We start from the raw sequence: 17,853 nt of genomic DNA, 5'->3' as shown, positions 1-17,853 counted from the left end.
GTCGACTACGGCGCCTTCACGACTACCTCGTCCTTGCCGGCCAGCCGGTCGTCCCACACCTGCAGTACCTCCGGTGAGGTGCGCGGGGTGAGCAGGCTGGCCACCACATAGGCGATCAGGCTGGCACCGAGGCCGTAGTAGATCGGCTCGTTGGCGAGCACGTCGCCGACGACGAACATCGTGCCGAGGGTGACCACGGTCCCCACCCCCATCGACCACAGTGCGCCGGCACCGGTCGCGCGCTTCCAGACGAACCCGCCGAGGATGGCCACCAACAGACCGCCGACCAGGATGTCGTAGGCGATCGTCAACGCGGCCACCACGTCGTTGAGCAGTGCCGCGATCACGATGACGACGATGCCGAGCACCACCACGTAGAGACGGTCGGAGTGCAGGTCGCGCTGCCCGTCGGCTTCCGTCTTCTCCGAACGGCCGATCATCCGCAGCAGCAACGGTTTCACGTCGGTGCGCGCCACGGTCGCCGTGGCGATCAGTGCACCCGACGCGGTGGACATCATCGCCGCGACCGCGGCCGCGAGCGCCAGACCACTGATACCGACCGGCAGGATCGTCTCGGCGATCTGGGCGTACACGTCGTCGCTGGCCTCGATGTCGGGCAGCAGTGTTGACGCCGCCATGCCGATCACCGCGCCGGCGACGCCGTACAGCGCACAGTAGACGGCGGCGGTGGTGCCGCCCCACTTGGCGACCGCGGGCGATCGAGAGGTGAACACCCGCTGCCAGATGTCCTGCCCGATCAGCATTCCGAAGCTGTAGACCACAAAGAACGTGATGATCGTGGGGAGGCCGATGGCGCCCAGGTCGAACACCGCGTCGCCGGCCCGCTCGCGGATGCCGTCGAAGCCGCCCGCCTTGGTCAGCGTGAACGGCAGCAGCAGGACGAAGATCCCGATGGTCTTGAGGACGAACTGCACCATGTCGGTGAGCGTGATCGACCACATCCCGCCGATCGACGAGTACAGCATGACTGTCGCACCGCCGATGATCACCGACACCGTGCGGTTGGTGCCCAACAGGACGTTGAACACGGTCGCGTACGCGATCGTCGACGTGACCGACAGCATCAATGTGTAAGCGGCCATGACGATTCCGGAGGACGACGTGGCGTCCACGCCGTACCGCAGCCGCAGCATCTGCGCGACGGTGTACACCTTGAGCCGTTGGATCCGCCCGGCGAAGAGCAGGCTGAGCGCCAGCAGTCCGACGGCGATGGCCACCACCAGCCACATGCCCGAGATGCCGTACTGGTAGCCGAGACCCACGCCGCCGACGGTGGACGCACCGCCGAGCACGACGGCCGCGATGGTTCCCGTGTACAGCGCCGGACCGAGCCGCCGGCCGGCGACGAGGAAGTCGTCGGAGTCTTTGGTCCGGGACTTGCCCCAGAACCCGAACGCGAGCATGGCGGCGAGATAGACGACGATGATCGCGATGTCGATCGGGTGGCCCATGATGTGCTCCTCAAATGTGGGTGGGGGCGAACATCCGCAGCAGTGCGGGTAGAACAACAACCGCGGGACCGCGGGTGGTGAATGTCTCGGCGATGATCCGGCCGACGGTGTCGAGGGTTGCCAGATGCGCGGGAACACCGAAACTTGCTGCCAGCGAGACGAAGTCGGGGCGGGCGAGTTCTGTTGCGGTGGCGGTGCCGAACGCGTCGGTCATGTACTCCCGCAGGATTCCGTAACCGCCGTCGTCGACGATCAGCCACGTGACATCCGCGTCGTGCTGACGGGCGGTGGCGAGTTCGGCGATCGAGTACATCGCGCCGCCGTCACCGGAGACCGCCAGGGTGCGGGCACCGGTGCCGATCGCAGCGGCCACCGCCGCCGGGAATCCGAACCCGAGCCCGCCGGCACCCTGGGCGGAATAGAACTCGCCGTCCTGGGGATCCCACGCCGACCAGGCCCAGTATGCGGCGATCGTCATGTCCCAGAACGTCTGTGCCGCAGCAGGTACGGCGGCCCGCAGATCGTCCATCAGTCGGAGTTCAGCGGCGACGTCCTGACCGGCGAGCCTGTCCTGCACCGACCGTCGGAGATCTGCGGCAATCCGAGCGCCGTCGGCCGAGTTGCGCTGTGCCACCTTCCCGGTGATCGCCGCCAGCGCGAGGGCAGCGTCGGCGTGGATGGCCAGCGCGGGGTGGTTGGCCTGCAGCACTCGCGATTCGGCGTCGATGTGGATCAGCCGACCCTTGGGCGCAAACGTGAAGTAGTTGCTCGTGACCTCACCCATCGCGGTGCCAACAGCCAGCAGGACGTCGGCGCCCTCCAGTAGGGCGGTGGTGTGCCGGTCCTCGATCCACGACGCCGCCGACAGCGGATGGTCGAATCGGATCGCGCCCTTGCCGCCGACTGTCGAAACCACGGGCGCATCGATCTTCTCGGCGAGAGCGACCAGCGCCTCAGGACCGCCACTGGACCGGCGCACGCCACCGCCGGCCAGGATGACCGGGCGCTGAGCGGAACTCAGGAGCGCGGCGGCCCCATCGACGAGTTCGGCTCGCGGGGGCCGTTGCGCAACCGCGGTGACCACTGAGGACACCGGCGGCAGGTCGGCAGGTTCGAGCAGCACGTCCTGCGGAATCTCGACCCACGTCGGGCCGGCGGGCGCCGATTGAGCCAGCGACCACGCGTCGGCGACCAGGGTCGGAACCTCGGCGGCATGTCGGACAACCGCGGTGCTCTTGGTGACGTTGATCGCGCTGCGCTGCTGATCGTCGAGTTGATGCAGCATTCCGCGCCGCAGCCCCAGACCGGCACGGGGCACCTGGCTGACGATCACCAGCAGCGGCACGCCGGTCGCGTACGCCTCCTGCAACGCACCCAGTGCGGTGAGCGCCCCCGGCCCGGTGGACAGGAACAGCACCGCGACTTCACCTGTGGCCCTGGCATATCCGTCGGCGCCGAAGGCCGAGTTGTTCTCCACGCGCGAGCTGACAAACGTCAGGTCGCTGCGCCGGATCGCGTCGAACAGGCCCAGCGCATGCTGGCCCGGGATGCCGAAGACGTGCGAAACCCCCAACGCTGTCAGGGTTTCGACGACGACGTCGCCTCCGTTTCGAGTCACGAAGACTCCTCGTGCCGCATCGCCAACAGCGACACCAGGTCGTAGGCGACGTGGGAGGCCGCGACGCCGGTGATCTCGGCGTGGTCGTAGGCCGGCGACACCTCGACGACATCGGCGCCGATCAGGTTCAGCCCGCGGAAGCCGCGCAGGATCTCGAGCAGCTCGCGGCTGGTCATGCCACCCGCTTCGGGCGTGCCGGTGCCCGGCGCGTGTGCGGGGTCGAGCACGTCGATGTCGATCGAGACGTACACCGGCCGATTGCCGAGTCGTTGGCGCAGCTTGTCGACGACCTCGCGCACGCCTTGGTAGTACACGTCGGAGGACGTGACGATGCCGAACCCGAATCGGCGGTCGTCCTCGAGATCCTTCTTGCCATACAGCGGTCCACGGGTGCCGACGTGCGACAGCGCCTCGGTGTCGAGCAGGCCCTCTTCGACGGCCCGCCTGAACGGGGTGCCGTGGGTGTACTCGGCGCCGAAGTAGGTGTCCCAGGTGTCCAGGTGAGCGTCGAAGTGCACCAGCGCCACCGGGCCGTGCTTCTGGGAGGCGGCGCGCAGCAACGGCAGGGCGATGGTGTGGTCACCGCCGATGGTGACCAAGCTGGTGCCGTCGCGGGTGAGGTCCACGGCGGCCGCCTCGATGGTCTCGATGGCCTCGTGGATGTTGAACGGGTTGACCGCGATGTCACCGGCGTCGGCGACCTGCGCGATCTCGAACGGGGACACGTCCAGAGCCGGGTTGTAGGGCCTCAACAGCCGTGAGGCCTCCCGCACATGGGTCGGGCCGAAGCGGGCGCCTGGGCGGTAGGACACCCCGGAGTCGAACGGCACGCCGACGACGGCGACGTCGGCGCGGGGCACCTGGTCCAGGCGTGGCAGCCGGGCGAAGGAGGCCGGGCCTGCAAAACGGGGCGTCTTCGACGCGTCGACCGGGCCGACAGGAGCTGTCATCGATGGTGCCTCTGACTCTCGGGGATGTGGTGCGGGTCACGTTAAGTCCATGTCAGCGGCACCGCAAGCAGTTCCATCGTTACAGCGACGTTTCGGATATCGATGTGTCGGGTTATCCTGTTCATTCCAGGAGTTCATGATCTGTGGGGCGCCCTATCCGACTGATATGTCAGCTCGGTCCGGTCCAAAATTCGTGGCGGCAATTTCGGAGGTGTGTGGTGGATGAGGTCGATGAGGCCATCGTGGAACTGCTCGAGGTCGACGGACGCCTCACCCATCGGGAGATCGCACGTACGGTCGGGCTGTCCCGATCCGCCGCAGCAGCCCGAATCCAACGGCTCATCTCGAGCGAACAGGTGGTCATCCGCGGAGCGGTCCATCCCGCTGTCCTCGGCAGGGGCGCCCTGGCCCACGTCAGCGTTGTCGTCCACGGCCCCGCAGCGCCGGTAGCCGAGCAGCTCGCGCGCCGCGACGACATCCCGTTCCTGTCGCTGACCGGCGGCCCGCACGCACTGGTCGCCGAGATCCGGTCGGCGTCCGCGCACGACATCGACAGAGCCGTGGCCGAACTCCGCACGCTCCCCGGCGTCTGGGGAGTCGACACCCTGATGTACGTCGAGGTGGTGCGCGATGTGATCGGGCCCGTCGGCGATGTCCGCACCGAGGTGGACGGCACCGACCTCAAACTGCTGGCCGCACTGCAACAGGACGGCCGAAGTTCCTATGTCGATCTGGCGGCGACGGTCGGACTGTCCGCGGCCGGCGCTCGCCGGCGCGTTGTGCGACTGATCGCGGAGAAGGTCGTCCGTGTGGGTGCCGTGGTGCGGCATTCGGGTCAGGACCGGCAGAGCGCACTGGGATTCGGTATCCGACTCGGCGGCGATCACCACGAGGTGGTCGCGACGCTGGCCGCCATGCCGTCGGTCATCTTCGTCGCGCGCACACTCGGACGCTTCGACGTGCTGGTCACGGTGCGTGCCTTCTCGGCCGCACAACTGGTCGAGGTGCTGGACACGGTGCGCGCACTGCCGGGGGTGCGGACCCTGGAGAGCTGGACGCACCTCGACGTGGTCAAGGAGAGCTACGCCTCCGGGATCGAGCCGACGGCAGGATGGGGTGAGCGAAGCGACGGAGGATCGACTACGTCGCGCTGACGGCGATGCGCTCGATCCGTCGCAGCGCGAGCTCGAGAACCGGCAGGTACGCGGGTGCCCACACCGGCGCGCCCATCCACAGCCGGCAGCCCGAGTCGGCGGGTTCGACGCCGTGATTCGTGGCGGGCACCCCGGCGACGCGCCATGCCCAGGATCTGCCGGGGTCGAGTTCGGTGATGACAAACGGCAGCGGAACACCGACCGGGGTCCAGACCCGCCCGGTCGCGCCCAGTTCGAATGCCGCGCCGTCGAGTTCGGCCCGGGCGACCGTGAGGCCCCATCGGGGCCACATCTCGAGGTCGATCAGGATGCGCCACACCGAATCCGCCGACGCCTGGATCTGTCTGTCCACTGTCCACACCACGGGCGGATACCCCAAGCGCGCTATCCGAACCGCGCATGCAGTTCGGGCAGAAATCCGGCCAGATGGTTCATCTCCTGTGCGCAGTGCACCAGCAGGTCCCGCGGGTCAGGCAGCAGACGGACCGCAACGGGACGAACGACACTGTTGGCCAACAGGTTTCCATGGCGGACCGCGATGAGCGAACCACCCATCCAGAACCGCGATCGCATCTCGGCCCCCTCCGGCGTCGGCCGCACGTGATGGATCAGCCAGCCCACATCGACCGGCAGATCACCCGATCCCAACCGCGCACACACCGCCACCTCACCCGCCGGCACCCTGAGACCGAGGGCGGCGGGGTCGACGAACTGGATCGCAGCCTTGGTGAATGATGATCCGAGGTACTCCCGGACCACCGAGGTCCGGCCTATGTAGGGCCCGTCGCCGAGTTTGTCGCGCCACTGTGCCGACACGTGCGCGCGCGGATGCCACAGCTTGTAGCGACGACTGTCGCTGCCGTGCCAGCCGAACCACCAGGCCCACATCTGCGGCGTCACCCCGGGCATGTCGGTGCGTACCGACACCTGGATGCCGCCGAGAGCCAGCGTGCCGTAACCGTTCTCGGTCTGCTGATACCCGGGGTCCAGAAGTGTTGTGCGATCCTCGAATCCGAGGAGGACCGGGGCGGCCTGCGAACCGTGCTCGAGCGCTTCGACGACGCGTCGGGGCAGTGGCGCCATCTCCGGGTGGAAGAACCGGCCGTACGGCGTGTCAGCGTCGCCGTCGCGATACCCGAGGTAACCCATCACACCCGTCCCATCCAGCTGTGGCCACTACTTGACCACGGCCACCGCGAAGCCGTCCCACCCCTTGGTGCCGACCGTCTGGATGGCAGCGGTGTCCAGTCGCGGATGCGCGCCCATCATGTCGAACATGGCGCGCACCGCCTGCGCCTGCTCATCACCGGGGTCCGGATCGAGCACCCGGCCGTTGCGGGCGATGTTGTCGACGACGATGACCGTGCCCGGCGACCCCAGGGTGATCGCCCACTGGACGTAGGCGACGTTGTTCTCCTTGTCGGCGTCGATGAAGACCAGGTCGAAGGCCTCGCCGCGCTGCTGCAGCTGCGGCAGCGTGTCCAGCGCGGCACCGACGATGATCTCCACCCGGTCGGCAACGTCGGCACGCTCGAGGTTGCGCCGCGCCACCTCGGCGTGCGCGGATTCGAATTCCAGCGAGACGACGGCGCCCTCAGGCCCGACCGCACGCGCCAGCGCAATGGTGCTGTACCCGGCGAGGGTGCCGATCTCGAGCACTCTGCGGGCGCCCGCGATCGTCACCAGCAGCGACAGCAGCTTGGCGTGCTGCGCGGACACCTCGATGGCGGGCATCCCGGCGGCGTCACCAGCCTCGCGGGCCTGCCGCAGCGCATCGTCCTCGGTGTGCAGGACACGGGTGAACAGGTCGTCGAGCGATACCCAGTCGGGCGTAGTCACAGGTGCGACGTTACCGCGGTCCCCGGCGAGCAGCGGTGGTCGGTCGGTCGGACTGTCACAATGCCAGTCCCCCAATGTTTTTCGAGGTTGTGACCGGTCGCCCCCGAAGGTCCGGGGTTTACCGAGCCATGGACCTGGGTATCAGTGCCCGGCAGTCGGGGGAAGGTAACCGGAAAGGTCCAGTAGATGAGCGTGACCAGTAAAGGACGTGCCGCCGCGCGGCAGACGATCCGCGTGCAACGCCGGATCGCGCTGGTTCAGGCTCTGTTCTGGCCCACCGCGATCACCACCGCGCTCGTCGTGGGAGTCACGGTCGCGCTGAGAATTCGCCTCTTGCGCGCTCCCGCGCCTGCACCGGCCGTCGCACCCACCCCGGCCGCGGCGGAACCCGACGTACCGGTGGCCCCGCGACCCTGAACACGCGCCCTCGCCGGGTGGTGCGGCAGCTCTACCGCACGCCCTCCTTCGCATAGACAACACGCAGCACATAGGCGAGTTCGGGTCCCATCACCGTGGCCGCGAGCTCGCAGAACGTGGCGACGAACTCCGGTCCGTGCGGCGGATCGGCATCCGTCAGGTGGTGCGCGAGTTCGTGCAGCACCACCAATTCCCGCAATGCCCAAGCCGAGCGCCCCTCGGGTACCGCGATCGTCGCGTCGTCTCCGGTTCGCTCGTAGTGGGCCGCTGTCGCGCCCCTGCGGGACCGCACCCGCAGTGGCGCCGGGTCCCACCGCCCGCGTACCACGGGCTGGGCCAGCACCTCGTCGACATATCGCTGCACGGACTCCGTGGACGCGAACCGCGCCTCGGGCGGCAGCGTGAGCCGGGTGCCGAAGAACTCCACCACCGGATCACCGTGCTCGGCAGCCCGGTCGAACAGGGTGCGGACGAATTCCTCTGCGGCGTAGACCTTTGCGCGCTGGGCGTCGCGGCTCACTTCTCCAGCGCCGAGCGCGCACCCGCGAACTCGGAGGTTCCGCCCAGCCGGGCCCGGCGGCCGGCCCGGTCACCGGCCCGCCGTGCCGCCGACGAGTAGCCCGCCGTTGCGCTCGTCGCCCGCCACGTGCCCCGCGCCCGGGATGCCTGGCGGTAGTAGTCCTTGAGCTCGAGGTCCTTGTTGCGCAACGCGATCGCGGTGCCCGGCACGCTGGTGGGGCCCTGAGTGGCCTCCTGCTGCGCCTGCTGACGCGCCTCGGACAACCGCTGCCCGACCCTGGCCCCGAACGCGAGCTGGAAGTTGATCCGCGCCGTGATCGTCGGGGTCGGCCGGTGCGCGCCCGAGCCGATGTAGTCCTTCGACGCGCGGACCATCTGCATGACGAGGCTGGTGTACAGCGCGTGGCTGGCGTCGATGTCCTCGGCGAACCCGTAGGCATACACGAACGTCGAGTTCGACGCGATGTCACATTTGACGTCGTTGGCCGCGGCGATCACCACAAAGAGCTGCACGTAGGTGCGCAGGCCCTTGGCCCCGGGATCACCGATGGTGATGGTGCGCTGCAGCGGGGTCTGCGCCTGGGTGCGGGTTCCGGCATGACTGCGCGCCACGGCGAGGTCGATCGATGCCGCGGTGGCCAGCCGCTGCGCAGCGGCCATGAACGCGTCGGCCTCGTGTTGGTTGTCGGTGCCTTCGGCCTGGCGCAGCAGCGCGGCGATCCGGGCCAGCATCTTGTCGTCGGTACTCATGTTCGCGAGGTTAGGGGACCAGTACGACTTTTCCGCGGGTGTGGCCGGCCTGCAGATACCGATGCGCCGCTGCCGCCTCCCCGAGCGAAAACACCTTGTCCACGGTCACTTCCAGCTTCCCCTCGGCGGCCAGCTCGAGCAGCTTCGGCCGGGCGGCGTCACGGATCTGCTGGCCCCCGTCCGCGCCGGTCAGCGCAGCGATCCCCAGTTCAGCGGCCCTGCCGAAGCCGACGATCGTGGCGATCCGGCCGCGGTCGGCCACCAACTCGACCGAGGTGTCGAGGGCCTCATCGGTCCCCGCCAGGTCCAGTGCCGCGTCCACGGGTCCGATGGCCCGTACCCGGTCGAGCAGTCCGGGCCCGTAGGCGACCGGGTGTGCACCGTATCCGCGCAGCTGATCGTGGCGGGAAGGACTCGCGGTGGCGATCACAACGGCGCCGCGCGCCACGGCGAGTTGCACCGCCATCAGCCCCACACCGCCACTCGCGCCGTGGATCAGCACGGTATCGCCTGTCCCCACATCCGTTTTCATCAACAGGTGCCAGGCCGTGCCGCCGACCAGGATCAGCCCGGCGGCCTGCTCGAAGCTCAGTGCGGCCGGCTTGTGCCCGACGTTTTCACCGTCGACGAGGACCTGCTCGGCGTAACCACCGCGGACATCGGTGGCGATCACCTCGTCGCCGACGGCGAGCGCACCGGTGTAGCCCTGCGCACCGGAGCCGGTCGCCACGACCACCCCGGAAACCTCCATGCCCACCGGCATGGGCAGTGCGCCCGGGTCGCTGCCCATCGCGCCGCTGTACAGCTTGTAGTCGACCGGGTTGGCACCCGAGGCGCGCACGTCGAGCAGCACCTGGCCTGCACCCGGCGCGGGGAGGACGATGTCCTGTATCGCAAGGACTTCGGGCCCGCCGTAGCTCTGCGCCACCACCGCTCTGGTCATCTCGGCGAGTCTAGCCCGCAGCCGCCGGCTACTTCTCGACGAAGGCGTCCAGCGCGGCGACCACCTGCGGCGACAGCGGATCCTGCTTGGCGTAGTTGGCGATGCTGTCGGTGGGGTCGTCACGCAGCACGTGGCTGACACCGGTGAGTTCGACGACCGTCAGGGCGGTGTGCGCCAACGCGTCGGCCAGCGGTCGGACGGCGTCACAGCGGGCTTGGTTGTCGGAATCCGAGCAGGTGAGCAGCACGGGAGTGCCGGCAGGCACCGCCGCCGCCAGCGCCAGCGGGTCGATCCTGTCGGCTTCGACGACGGCCTTGACGTTGCCCGGGTTCACGATCGACACCAGGCCGTCGGGCAGCGTGGTCGGGACCGTCCCCTCGCTCCGGATCTGGTCGACCGCGGCCCGCCACGCCGCAATCGTCTCCGGAGACCCGTCAGCGGTCACCCGGTTGGTGATGATGTCGAGGTAACGGCCCGGAAGTGGCTGAAACAGGGCCAGCGAGTGCACCTTCGGCGCACCGGGGTCAGTGTCGCCGGCCAGTGCCATGGCGTGGATGGCGCCCTCGCCCAGCGCGTAGACCGAGAGCCGCTCCGGATCACTGGCCGGACGTTCGGCGAGGAAACGCAGAGCGGACGCGGCGCCGGCGGTGTAGACAGCGCTTCCGACGTCCTGCGGATTCTGCGCGAACGGACCCAACCCGGTCCTGCCGGTGCCGACCTTGTCGTAGCGCAGGCTGGCCACGTCGCGCTCGGACAGCAGTTCCGCGAGTTGACGCATGTTGCCGATCGGTCCGGCGACCTGGTTGTCGCCGTTGCGGTCGGTGTTCCCGCTCTCGGAGATCAGCAGCGCCGCGGGGTCGGGCTCGCCCTCGGAGCGGTGCCGGTAGGTGCCGTGCAGGGTCAGCCCGTCAGCCTCGAACGTCACCTCCTCGTCCACCCAGGTGGGCTGCTCCGGGGTGTCCGAAGAACAGCCCCCGATCAACACCGCGAGCGAAAGCAGCAGCGCAGAAATGACTTTCACAGCTTCGCCTCGATCCAGGAAGTGACGTCGTCGAGCACCAGCGCCTTCTCGGGCTCGTTGAACACCTCGTGATACAGCCCCGGGTACACCTTGAGGTGCACGTCAGAGCTTGCGACACAGTCGACCAGTTTCCTGCTCCCCTCGACCGGGATCAGCCGGTCCTGCTCGCCGTGCACCACCAGAAGCGGTGCGGTGATGATGCCCGCGCACTGCGGCATCGTCTCACCGACCCCGATCAGCGCCCGCGCGATTCCGGCAGGCAACTTGCCGTGGTAGACCAGCGGATCGGACTCGTAGGCCGCGACCACGGCCGGATCCCGCGAGACCGCGTCAGCGGGAAGGTCCTCCACCGGGGTTCCCGGCGCCAGCCTGCCCACCAGCTTGGCGACCCGCACCATCACCGGCGACACCGAGGCCTCGGCGTCGACGGCGGGGCCGGACAGCACCATCGCGGTGTAGTCACCCGGGTGCTCGACACCGTAGGCGAACACGATTCCGCCGCCCATGCTGTGCCCCACCACGACGCGGGCGAGGTCGGGGTGCTCGGCGGCGGCGATGCCGACGAGCGTGTGGAAGTCGCCGGTGTACTCGGACATGTCGCGCAGATACACCCGCTTGCCGCCGGACCGGCCGTGGCCGCGGTGATCGAGCGCGTACGTGATCAGCCCCGCATCTGCGAACCGGGTGGCGACGTGGTCGTAGCGACGGGCGTGTTCGGCGTACCCGTGGGCCAGGATCACGACCCCGCGGGGTGGCACGTCCGGCGTCCACACGTCGTAGACGATCCGGACACCACCGGTGCCGTCGAAACTGTGTTCGCTGTGGGTCGCGGGCATCCACGGAGACTATCGGGCGGCGTGGCACACCTCGGCTGCGACGACTCTGTTGTTGTCAGGGCCACTGCGTAAACTTCCGGACGTGACTGTGTTGGCCCTCGACGGCAGCAGTGCCGAAGACGCGTTCCTCGCCGACGCGCAGCGGTACCGGCGGGAGTTGCTCGCGCACTGCTACCGGATGACCGGTTCCCTGCACGACGCCGAGGACCTGGTTCAGGAAACCTATCTCCGCGCCTGGAAGTCGTACCAGGGGTTCCAGGGCAAATCGTCGGTACGGACGTGGCTGTACCGAATCGCCACGAATACCTGCCTGACGGCGCTGGACGGGCGCAAGCGGCGTCCGCTGCCGACCGGCCTGGGCGCGCCGGCCTCCGATCCGACCGCCGACATCGCCGCGCACGATGAGATCCCCTGGTTGGAGCCCCTGCCCGACACCCCGCGGGAGGACCCGTCGGATCCCTCGGTGATCGCCGAGTCCCGCGAGTCGGTCCGGCTGGCGTTCGTCGCGGCACTCCAGCACCTGCCCCCGCGCCAGCGCGCCGTGCTCGTCCTGCGCGAGGTGTTGCAGTGGAAGGCCGCCGAGGTGGGCGAGGCCGTGGGCGTCTCGACCGCAGCGGTCAACAGCCTGTTGCAGCGGGCCCGCGCGCAACTCGACGAGGTGCAGCCCCATCTCGACGATCGGCCCGCACCGCCGGATTCCGCGGAGGCCGCGGACCTGCTGGGCAAGTACATCTCGGCGTTCGAGAACTACAACATGGACGAGCTGGTGGAGCTGTTCACCGCCGACGCCGTATGGGAGATGCCGCCGTTCGACGGCTGGTACCAGGGCCCCCGCAACATCGTCACGCTGTCGCAGACCCACTGCCCCGCCGAGAAGGCCGGCGACATGCGCTTCCTGGTCACCACCGCCAACGGTCAGCCGGCTGCCGCGCTCTACTTGCTGAACCCGCAGACCGGCGTGCACGAGGCGTTCCAGCTGCACGTGCTCGATGTGCGTGCCGCCGGTATCGCCCATGTGGTGGCGTTCAAGGAGACGGGGTTCTTCGCGAAGTTCGGGCTACCCGCGACGCTGTGAGGGCCGCTCAGTCGGTCTGCGGTCGAGACGCCGGTTTCCCGGTCTTGATCCTGGCCAGCACCGTGTCGATCGCGGAGCCGAAAGCCCGCAGCTGCGCGTCGGACAGGCCGTCGAAGACCGCGGTCCGCACCAGTTCCACGTGCCCGGGCGCGGCCGTCTCGAGTGCGGATCGACCGGCGTCGGTGATGGTCACGGTCGCGCCCCGGCGGTCGTCGTCGTGTCCTTCGCGGTTCAGCAGACCACGTCCGCGCATCCGGCGCAGCTGGTGCGACACCCGGCTCTGCTCCCACCCGATCAGATCACCGAGCTCGTTGACCCGCATCGGGCCCCGCTCCGACAACGCGACCAGGACGTCGTAGTCGGACAGCGAGAGCTCACAGTCCTGTTGCAGCTGACGGTGCATCGCGGTCTGCAGCCTGCCGGTCATCGCCAGGTAGTTGCGCCAGATCCGCTGCTGCTCGTCGCTGAGCCATTCCATGGCAATCACCCTACCGGAATACATGACGTGTCATACATGTTGTCGGGTGCAGGACGGCCACCTAGGCTGACACAGACTCCCGAGGAGTGAACGTGATGACCAGTGCTCAGTCCATCGTCGACATCCGGCGCGCCGACGACCGCGCAAAGACCGAGATCGCCTGGCTGGACTCCAAGCATTCGTTCTCGTTCGGCAGCCATTATGAGCCCGAGAACACCCACCACGGACTGCTTTTGGTCAACAACGACGACCGCGTTGAGCCGGGCACGGGTTTCGACACCCATCCGCACCGGGACATGGAGATCGTGACCTGGGTGATGCAGGGCTCGCTGGTACATCAGGACTCCACCGGCCACTCCGGCGTCATCTACCCGGGTTTGGCGCAACGCATGTCCGCTGGCAAAGGCATCCTGCACTCCGAGAAGAACGACTCCTGGACCCTGACCGGGCAGCAATCCCACAGCGAGCCGGTGCATTTTGTCCAGATGTGGGTGGTGCCCGACGAATCGGGCATCACACCCGGCTACCAGCAGCTCGAGATCGACGACGCACTGCTGCAAGGCGGTCTGGTGCCGATCGCCTCGGGCATGCCCGAGCACAGTGACGCTGCCGCCATCACGATCAGCAATCGCTACGCGGCGCTGCACGGCGCGCGCCTGCAGCCGGGCCAGAGCATCGAACTACCCGAAGCTCCGTATCTGCACCTGTTCGTGCCGCGGGGCGAGGTCGTCCTCGAGGGCGCCGGCCCGCTGCACGAGGGAGACGCGGTGCGGTTCACCGCAACCGGCGGCCAGCGCGTCACCGCAACCCAACCCTCCGAAGTCCTCGTCTGGGAGATGCATGCGACACTCGCTGCGGCATAAGCGAACCGGAGCAGTCCTGCTGGGAATGGCGCTGCTCGCGGGCTGCACCACCACCACGGAAGCACCCACGACGACACCGGCACCGACCACGACGCCGTCGGCCGCGCCGCCGGCAGTAACTCCGGCGACCGGGACCTCGACGGTGACGGTCGGGGTCGAACCCGACCTCGCCGACGCGCCGTTCGACGAGGCGCGCCAGGCCGAGGTTCCCCAGGGGTGGACGCTGTCGGTATGGGCACGGACCTCCAAACCGCGACTGGCGGTCTGGACACCCGACGGCGATCTGCTGGTGTCGATCCCGAGCGCGGGCCGAGTGCTCCGCTTCGCACCTGCGGAAGACGGGGCGCCCGAGGAATCGGTGCTCCTCGACAACCTCGACCAACCGCATGGCCTGGCCTTCGCGGGCTCGACTCTCTATGTGGCACAGAGTGATCAGATCGACGCCTACGACTACGCCGACGGCGCGGCGACCAACCCGAGGATCGTCGCGGGCGACCTCCCGGACGGACGCAGCCCCGAATTGCGCGGTGCCTACTCGCACGCCCTGAAGAGTGTGACGGTCGGTCCGGACGGCGCGGTGTACTTCTCCATCGGGTCGACGGGAAACATCTCGGCCGAAGACCGCACCGCCGATCCGCCGCGAGCGACGATCATGCGGGTACCGCCGGGCGGCGGACCGGCCACACCATTCGCGACCGGTGTACGCAACGGCACCGGACTCGCCGTGGCCCCCGACGGCGCGGTCTGGACGGCGAACAACGGGCGCGACAACGTCGCGTTTCCCGAACCCGGCCCTGACTACGGCGCGGTCATCCCCGATTACGTCGACGACCATCCGCCCGAACAACTGGCGAAGTTGACTCCCGGTCGCGAATTAGGTTGGCCCTACTGCAATTCCGACGGCGGTCCGGCCGACATGCCGTTCATCCGGGACGTGCAGACCAACCCCGACGGTGACCTGATGGACTGCGCGTCGTTGCCGCCGGTGGAGCAGAGTTTCGGGGCGCACTCGGCGCCACTCGGCCTGAGCTTCGTCGACGGCAACCTGCCCGAGCCGTACTCGACCGGGGCACTGGTCGGGATCCACGGATCCTGGAACAGGCAGCCTCCGCGGGCGCCGGAGGTGTCGTTCTACCCGTGGCGCGACGGCGGACTGGGCGATCAGCAGACACTCGTCGGCGGCTTCCAGGCCGACGACGGGTCACGGTGGGGGCGGCCCGTCGACGCGGTCGCCGGACCCGACGGCGCGGTCTACATCACCGACGACGACGCCGACGCCATCTACCGGCTCGCTCCGCCCGGCTAAGCGGATTCCGCCAGCCGGTTCAGCACGGTGGTCATCTGCTTCTCGGTGTCCCCGGCCCGCTTCTCGAACGCCCGCTTCATCACGGGGTTGAGCAATTTGGCCGCGCCGTACATCTCCAGCTCGGCTTCGTAGGTGATCACCGATCCGGCGCCGTCGGCTTCGACGGTGATGGTGTCGACCGCCGTCGACGACTTGTTCTCGCCGATGAAGACCACTTTGTGGTCCGAGAGCTCCTCGAGCTTGAAGGTGTGCTCTGCGGTCACCCCGAAGAGCTTCGACACGTTGTGCCAATAGGAGCCCTCAGCGACCGGGCCGGTACCGACCCGCTCACAACTGCGGGTTCCGGGGTCCCACTTCTCGGCGTTTGCGAAGTCCTTCAGGTAGTCGACCACGACGCGTGGCGGCGGGCTGACGTTGAACTTGCGTGAAACGGTTGCCATCGTCACGGGATACCCATCTCGCAACATCCTCACTCTCGACGGTACTGACGTCATCAGCTTTTCACCCGCTCGTCAGCAAACGTCGCAGCGACCCGCCCGAAATCAGAACGTGATACCACTGTGACGAAAGTTGACAGTGGTTCTACTGGGCTTATTGTTAACTAGCCGATCTCCGTCGGCCGCCCATCGTCCGTGAGGAGCCGCCGGTGCCGACTCCCGTCGCAAACCTCCGACGCGTCACCCCACGCGCCCGCGCGGTTTCCGCGGTCATGGCCTGCGCCGTGCTCGCGACCTCCGTGAGCGCTCCCGTCGCGTCGGCGGACGGAGCGCGCGAACTCCTGGCGTCCGCGATCGCGAACACCCGCGGCTCCTACCTCGTCTACAACTTCGGCAGCGGATTCCCCGCCCCGATGCTCAATGCCGGGGGTTCCTGGTACGAGATGAACAACGGCGGCCGGCTGATGATCATCAAGGCGGCCTCCGAACGATTGGCCCCGCGACTGCTCGCCGACTCGCACACCGGCTATCAGGCCCGCTGCGAGCGTGATCCGCGCGCACGAACCGGCGAGGGGCTGTGGCAGGCCTCGGAGATCTACCCCCCGCTGCAGGCATGGCAGGCGCTGGGCCAACCCACGATCGCGATCAACGCCAACTTCTTCGACGTCCGCGGCCAGCAGGGCGGGTCGTGGAAGTCGACGGGCTGCAGTTCACCGCTGGGCGCCTACGTCGACAACACCCGAGGACTGGGACGCACCAACACCGCCGTGACCGGCACACTCGCCTACGCGGGCAAGCAGGGGCTGTCGGGTGGGAACGAGACCTGGACCGCGCTCACGACGATGATCATGCCGGTGGCCGGGGCGCCGTATGTCGTATCGCCGAAGAGCACCGACGACTTCGACGCCGCGTCCCCGGTCATCCAGGATCTGATCGACAAGGGCACCAGGTTCGTCGCGGTCGCCGGTCTCGGCCTGCTGGCGCCGGGTGACACCGGCCAGCTCAACGACCCGGGGCCGAGCGCGGCACGCACCGCGATCGCCTACGCCAGGGACCGCGACGAGATGTTCGTCTTCCAGGGCGGCAACTACACACCCGACCAGATCCAGGACCTGTTCCGCGGCTTGGGCAGTGACACCGCCGTGCTTCTGGACGGCGGCGGATCGTCGGCGATCGTGCTGCGCCGCGACACCGGCGGCATGTGGGCCGGAGCGGGGGCGCCGCGCGGTTCGTGCGACACGATGGCCGTGCTGTGCGACTCCCGCGAACGCGCCCAGCCGGCCTGGCTCGGCTTCAACTGAGCCCGGCAAGCGCTCCCACGGCGGCCGCCCGCGTCTGCCCCACATAGCCCGCACCGAAGAGCACCACGTGGGCAAGTAACGGAAACAACTGGTGCAGCCCGACCCGCGCATGCCAGCCGGCGCGCAACGGGTGCTGCGCCTGATACCCGTCGATCACCGCGTCCAGATGCGGGCAGCCGAACAGCGCGAGCATCGCGAGGTCGGTCTCGCGGTGTCCGCCGTGGGCGGCGGGGTCGACCAGGACGACGCCCCTCGGGGTCCACATGACATTGCCGCTCCACAAGTCCCCGTGAAGTCGACACGGGACATCGGCATCGTCGAATTCTCCTGCATCACAACGATTGATCACGGCATCGACAGCACTGCGAGTGTCGCCGTCGAGGAGCGGCGCTGCGGCGGTGACCATCGGGGCCAGCCGGTGCGCGGCGTAGTACGCACCCCAGGAGTCACCGCGGCTGTAGGACATCGGCAGCGGCCGGTGCAGCGGCCCGAAGAAGCCCGGCCCTCCCCAACCCGAGGGCGCCGAGCCGAAACCGTCGGCACCGGCGGCGTGGGTGCGCGCCAGTCGAGCGCCGAACTCGTGGGCCGCCGCGGCGCTCGGGGGGCTCGTGGTCAGCCGCTCGAGGGTCAGCGACTGATCGTCGACGGCGATCACGCGCGCGCACGGCACGCCGTCGCGAGCCTCGGAAAGCCATTGCAGTCCCGCGGCTTCCGCGGCGAAGAACCCCTCCGGTGCTGACCGGTTGCGCTTGACGAAGTTCATCACACCCAGCCTACGGAGCAACACCAGACGCGCCGCAGGTTGTCTCCGCGGCACCTCGTACACGAATCATGCCAGAAAGTGTCATGGTTGACGATTTCATCATTTGCGTGC

General features: G+C 68.5%; 20 protein-coding genes. 6 read left to right on the top strand and 14 right to left on the bottom strand.

Annotated elements, in window-relative coordinates:
- Positions 1-5: 5 nt before the first annotated feature.
- From ABDC78_RS01185 to speB, 3 genes are read right to left on the bottom strand one after another with little or no spacing between them, the layout of a single operon-like run.
- Positions 6-1,472 carry a sodium:solute symporter gene (locus ABDC78_RS01185; protein WP_178359773.1) on the bottom strand — a complete coding sequence of 489 codons (1,467 nt, stop codon included), beginning with the start codon at positions 1,470-1,472 and terminating at the stop codon, positions 6-8.
- A 10-nt stretch (positions 1,473-1,482) separates the two neighbouring features.
- Positions 1,483-3,090, bottom strand: a complete 1,608-nt coding sequence (locus tag ABDC78_RS01180; RefSeq protein ID WP_178359774.1) for a thiamine pyrophosphate-binding protein — start codon at positions 3,088-3,090, stop codon at positions 1,483-1,485.
- A complete protein-coding gene (gene speB, locus ABDC78_RS01175; protein ID WP_178359775.1) occupies positions 3,087-4,040 on the bottom strand; it encodes an agmatinase in 954 nt (317 codons plus the stop codon). Before speB ends, ABDC78_RS01180 begins: the two co-directional genes overlap by 4 nt.
- A gap of 218 nt (positions 4,041-4,258) precedes the next feature.
- On the opposite strand from speB, the gene ABDC78_RS01170 reads away from it, so the two are divergent.
- Entirely contained in the window at positions 4,259-5,194 is a 936-nt protein-coding gene (locus tag ABDC78_RS01170) for an Lrp/AsnC family transcriptional regulator (RefSeq protein ID WP_178359776.1), read from the top strand.
- On the opposite strand, the gene ABDC78_RS01165 is transcribed toward ABDC78_RS01170, so the two are convergent.
- The 3 genes from ABDC78_RS01165 to ABDC78_RS01155 are packed head-to-tail and all read right to left on the bottom strand — an operon-like array spanning position 5,181 to position 7,033.
- Complete coding sequence (locus tag ABDC78_RS01165; RefSeq protein WP_178359811.1) at positions 5,181-5,555, bottom strand: SRPBCC family protein; 375 nt, start codon at positions 5,553-5,555, stop codon at positions 5,181-5,183. The two genes, ABDC78_RS01170 and ABDC78_RS01165, sit on opposite strands and share 14 nt — an antisense overlap.
- Positions 5,556-5,578: 23 nt before the next feature.
- Positions 5,579-6,343 carry a hypothetical protein gene (locus tag ABDC78_RS01160; RefSeq protein WP_178359777.1) on the bottom strand — a complete coding sequence of 255 codons (765 nt, stop codon included), beginning with the start codon at positions 6,341-6,343 and terminating at the stop codon, positions 5,579-5,581.
- A 27-nt stretch (positions 6,344-6,370) separates the two neighbouring features.
- Complete coding sequence (locus tag ABDC78_RS01155) at positions 6,371-7,033, bottom strand: O-methyltransferase (RefSeq protein WP_178359778.1); 663 nt, start codon at positions 7,031-7,033, stop codon at positions 6,371-6,373.
- A gap of 186 nt (positions 7,034-7,219) precedes the next feature.
- Between ABDC78_RS01155 and ABDC78_RS01150 the strand changes: the two genes are divergently transcribed.
- On the top strand, positions 7,220-7,450 hold the full coding sequence (locus ABDC78_RS01150) for a hypothetical protein (RefSeq protein ID WP_178359779.1): 231 nt from the start codon (positions 7,220-7,222) through the stop codon (positions 7,448-7,450).
- A 31-nt stretch (positions 7,451-7,481) separates the two neighbouring features.
- Here ABDC78_RS01150 and ABDC78_RS01145 read toward each other — a convergent pair whose 3' ends face one another.
- Genes ABDC78_RS01145 through ABDC78_RS01125 form a run of 5 tightly spaced genes read right to left on the bottom strand, consistent with a single transcriptional unit; the run spans position 7,482 to position 11,519 of the window.
- Positions 7,482-7,970: a TIGR04338 family metallohydrolase gene (locus ABDC78_RS01145; RefSeq protein WP_178359780.1), complete on the bottom strand. Its 489-nt coding sequence runs from the start codon at positions 7,968-7,970 to the stop codon at positions 7,482-7,484.
- Positions 7,967-8,719 carry a DUF2786 domain-containing protein gene (locus ABDC78_RS01140; protein WP_178359781.1) on the bottom strand — a complete coding sequence of 251 codons (753 nt, stop codon included), beginning with the start codon at positions 8,717-8,719 and terminating at the stop codon, positions 7,967-7,969. The genes ABDC78_RS01145 and ABDC78_RS01140 overlap by 4 nt, the downstream gene beginning before the upstream one ends.
- 10 nt (positions 8,720-8,729) lie before the next feature.
- Positions 8,730-9,662, bottom strand: a complete 933-nt coding sequence (locus ABDC78_RS01135) for an NADP-dependent oxidoreductase (RefSeq protein ID WP_178359782.1) — start codon at positions 9,660-9,662, stop codon at positions 8,730-8,732.
- Positions 9,663-9,690: 28 nt separating this feature from the next.
- The gene (locus ABDC78_RS01130; protein WP_178359783.1) at positions 9,691-10,683 is read right to left on the bottom strand and encodes a hypothetical protein; all 993 of its coding nucleotides are present in this window, start codon (positions 10,681-10,683) and stop codon (positions 9,691-9,693) included.
- Positions 10,680-11,519: an alpha/beta hydrolase gene (locus tag ABDC78_RS01125; protein WP_178359784.1), complete on the bottom strand. Its 840-nt coding sequence runs from the start codon at positions 11,517-11,519 to the stop codon at positions 10,680-10,682. The genes ABDC78_RS01130 and ABDC78_RS01125 overlap by 4 nt, the downstream gene beginning before the upstream one ends.
- Before the next feature lie 52 nt (positions 11,520-11,571).
- Between ABDC78_RS01125 and ABDC78_RS01120 the strand changes: the two genes are divergently transcribed.
- A complete protein-coding gene (locus tag ABDC78_RS01120; protein WP_178359812.1) occupies positions 11,572-12,594 on the top strand; it encodes a sigma-70 family RNA polymerase sigma factor in 1,023 nt (340 codons plus the stop codon).
- A 7-nt stretch (positions 12,595-12,601) separates the two neighbouring features.
- Here the strand turns inward: ABDC78_RS01120 and ABDC78_RS01115 are convergent, their stop codons facing one another.
- Positions 12,602-13,072, bottom strand: coding sequence for a MarR family winged helix-turn-helix transcriptional regulator (locus ABDC78_RS01115; RefSeq protein WP_178359785.1), 471 nt, complete (start codon positions 13,070-13,072; stop codon positions 12,602-12,604).
- 95 nt (positions 13,073-13,167) lie between these two features.
- Here ABDC78_RS01115 and ABDC78_RS01110 point away from each other — a divergent pair, with 95 nt between their 5' ends.
- Both ABDC78_RS01110 and ABDC78_RS01105 read left to right on the top strand, forming a co-directional pair.
- A complete protein-coding gene (locus tag ABDC78_RS01110; protein ID WP_178359786.1) occupies positions 13,168-13,935 on the top strand; it encodes a pirin-like bicupin family protein in 768 nt (255 codons plus the stop codon).
- A complete protein-coding gene (locus tag ABDC78_RS01105; RefSeq protein WP_178359787.1) occupies positions 13,913-15,241 on the top strand; it encodes a PQQ-dependent sugar dehydrogenase in 1,329 nt (442 codons plus the stop codon). The genes ABDC78_RS01110 and ABDC78_RS01105 overlap by 23 nt, the downstream gene beginning before the upstream one ends.
- On the opposite strand, the gene ABDC78_RS01100 is transcribed toward ABDC78_RS01105, so the two are convergent.
- Positions 15,238-15,681, bottom strand: coding sequence for an SRPBCC family protein (locus tag ABDC78_RS01100; protein WP_178359788.1), 444 nt, complete (start codon positions 15,679-15,681; stop codon positions 15,238-15,240). The two genes, ABDC78_RS01105 and ABDC78_RS01100, sit on opposite strands and share 4 nt — an antisense overlap.
- 269 nt (positions 15,682-15,950) lie before the next feature.
- On the opposite strand from ABDC78_RS01100, the gene ABDC78_RS01095 reads away from it, so the two are divergent.
- Positions 15,951-16,979: a phosphodiester glycosidase family protein gene (locus ABDC78_RS01095; RefSeq protein ID WP_178359813.1), complete on the top strand. Its 1,029-nt coding sequence runs from the start codon at positions 15,951-15,953 to the stop codon at positions 16,977-16,979.
- Here the strand turns inward: ABDC78_RS01095 and ABDC78_RS01090 are convergent.
- Positions 16,972-17,745: a fructosamine kinase family protein gene (locus ABDC78_RS01090; RefSeq protein ID WP_178359814.1), complete on the bottom strand. Its 774-nt coding sequence runs from the start codon at positions 17,743-17,745 to the stop codon at positions 16,972-16,974. The genes ABDC78_RS01095 and ABDC78_RS01090 overlap by 8 nt on opposite strands.
- Positions 17,746-17,853: the final 108 nt, after the last annotated feature.

Origin of the sequence: Mycobacterium sp. DL (assembly GCF_039729195.1) — a bacterium.
In the GTDB taxonomy this organism is placed as follows: domain Bacteria; phylum Actinomycetota; class Actinomycetes; order Mycobacteriales; family Mycobacteriaceae; genus Mycobacterium; species Mycobacterium hippocampi_A.
The sequence above is the reverse complement of the archived record's forward strand: the minus strand, read 5'-3'. Positions and strand labels throughout refer to the sequence as shown.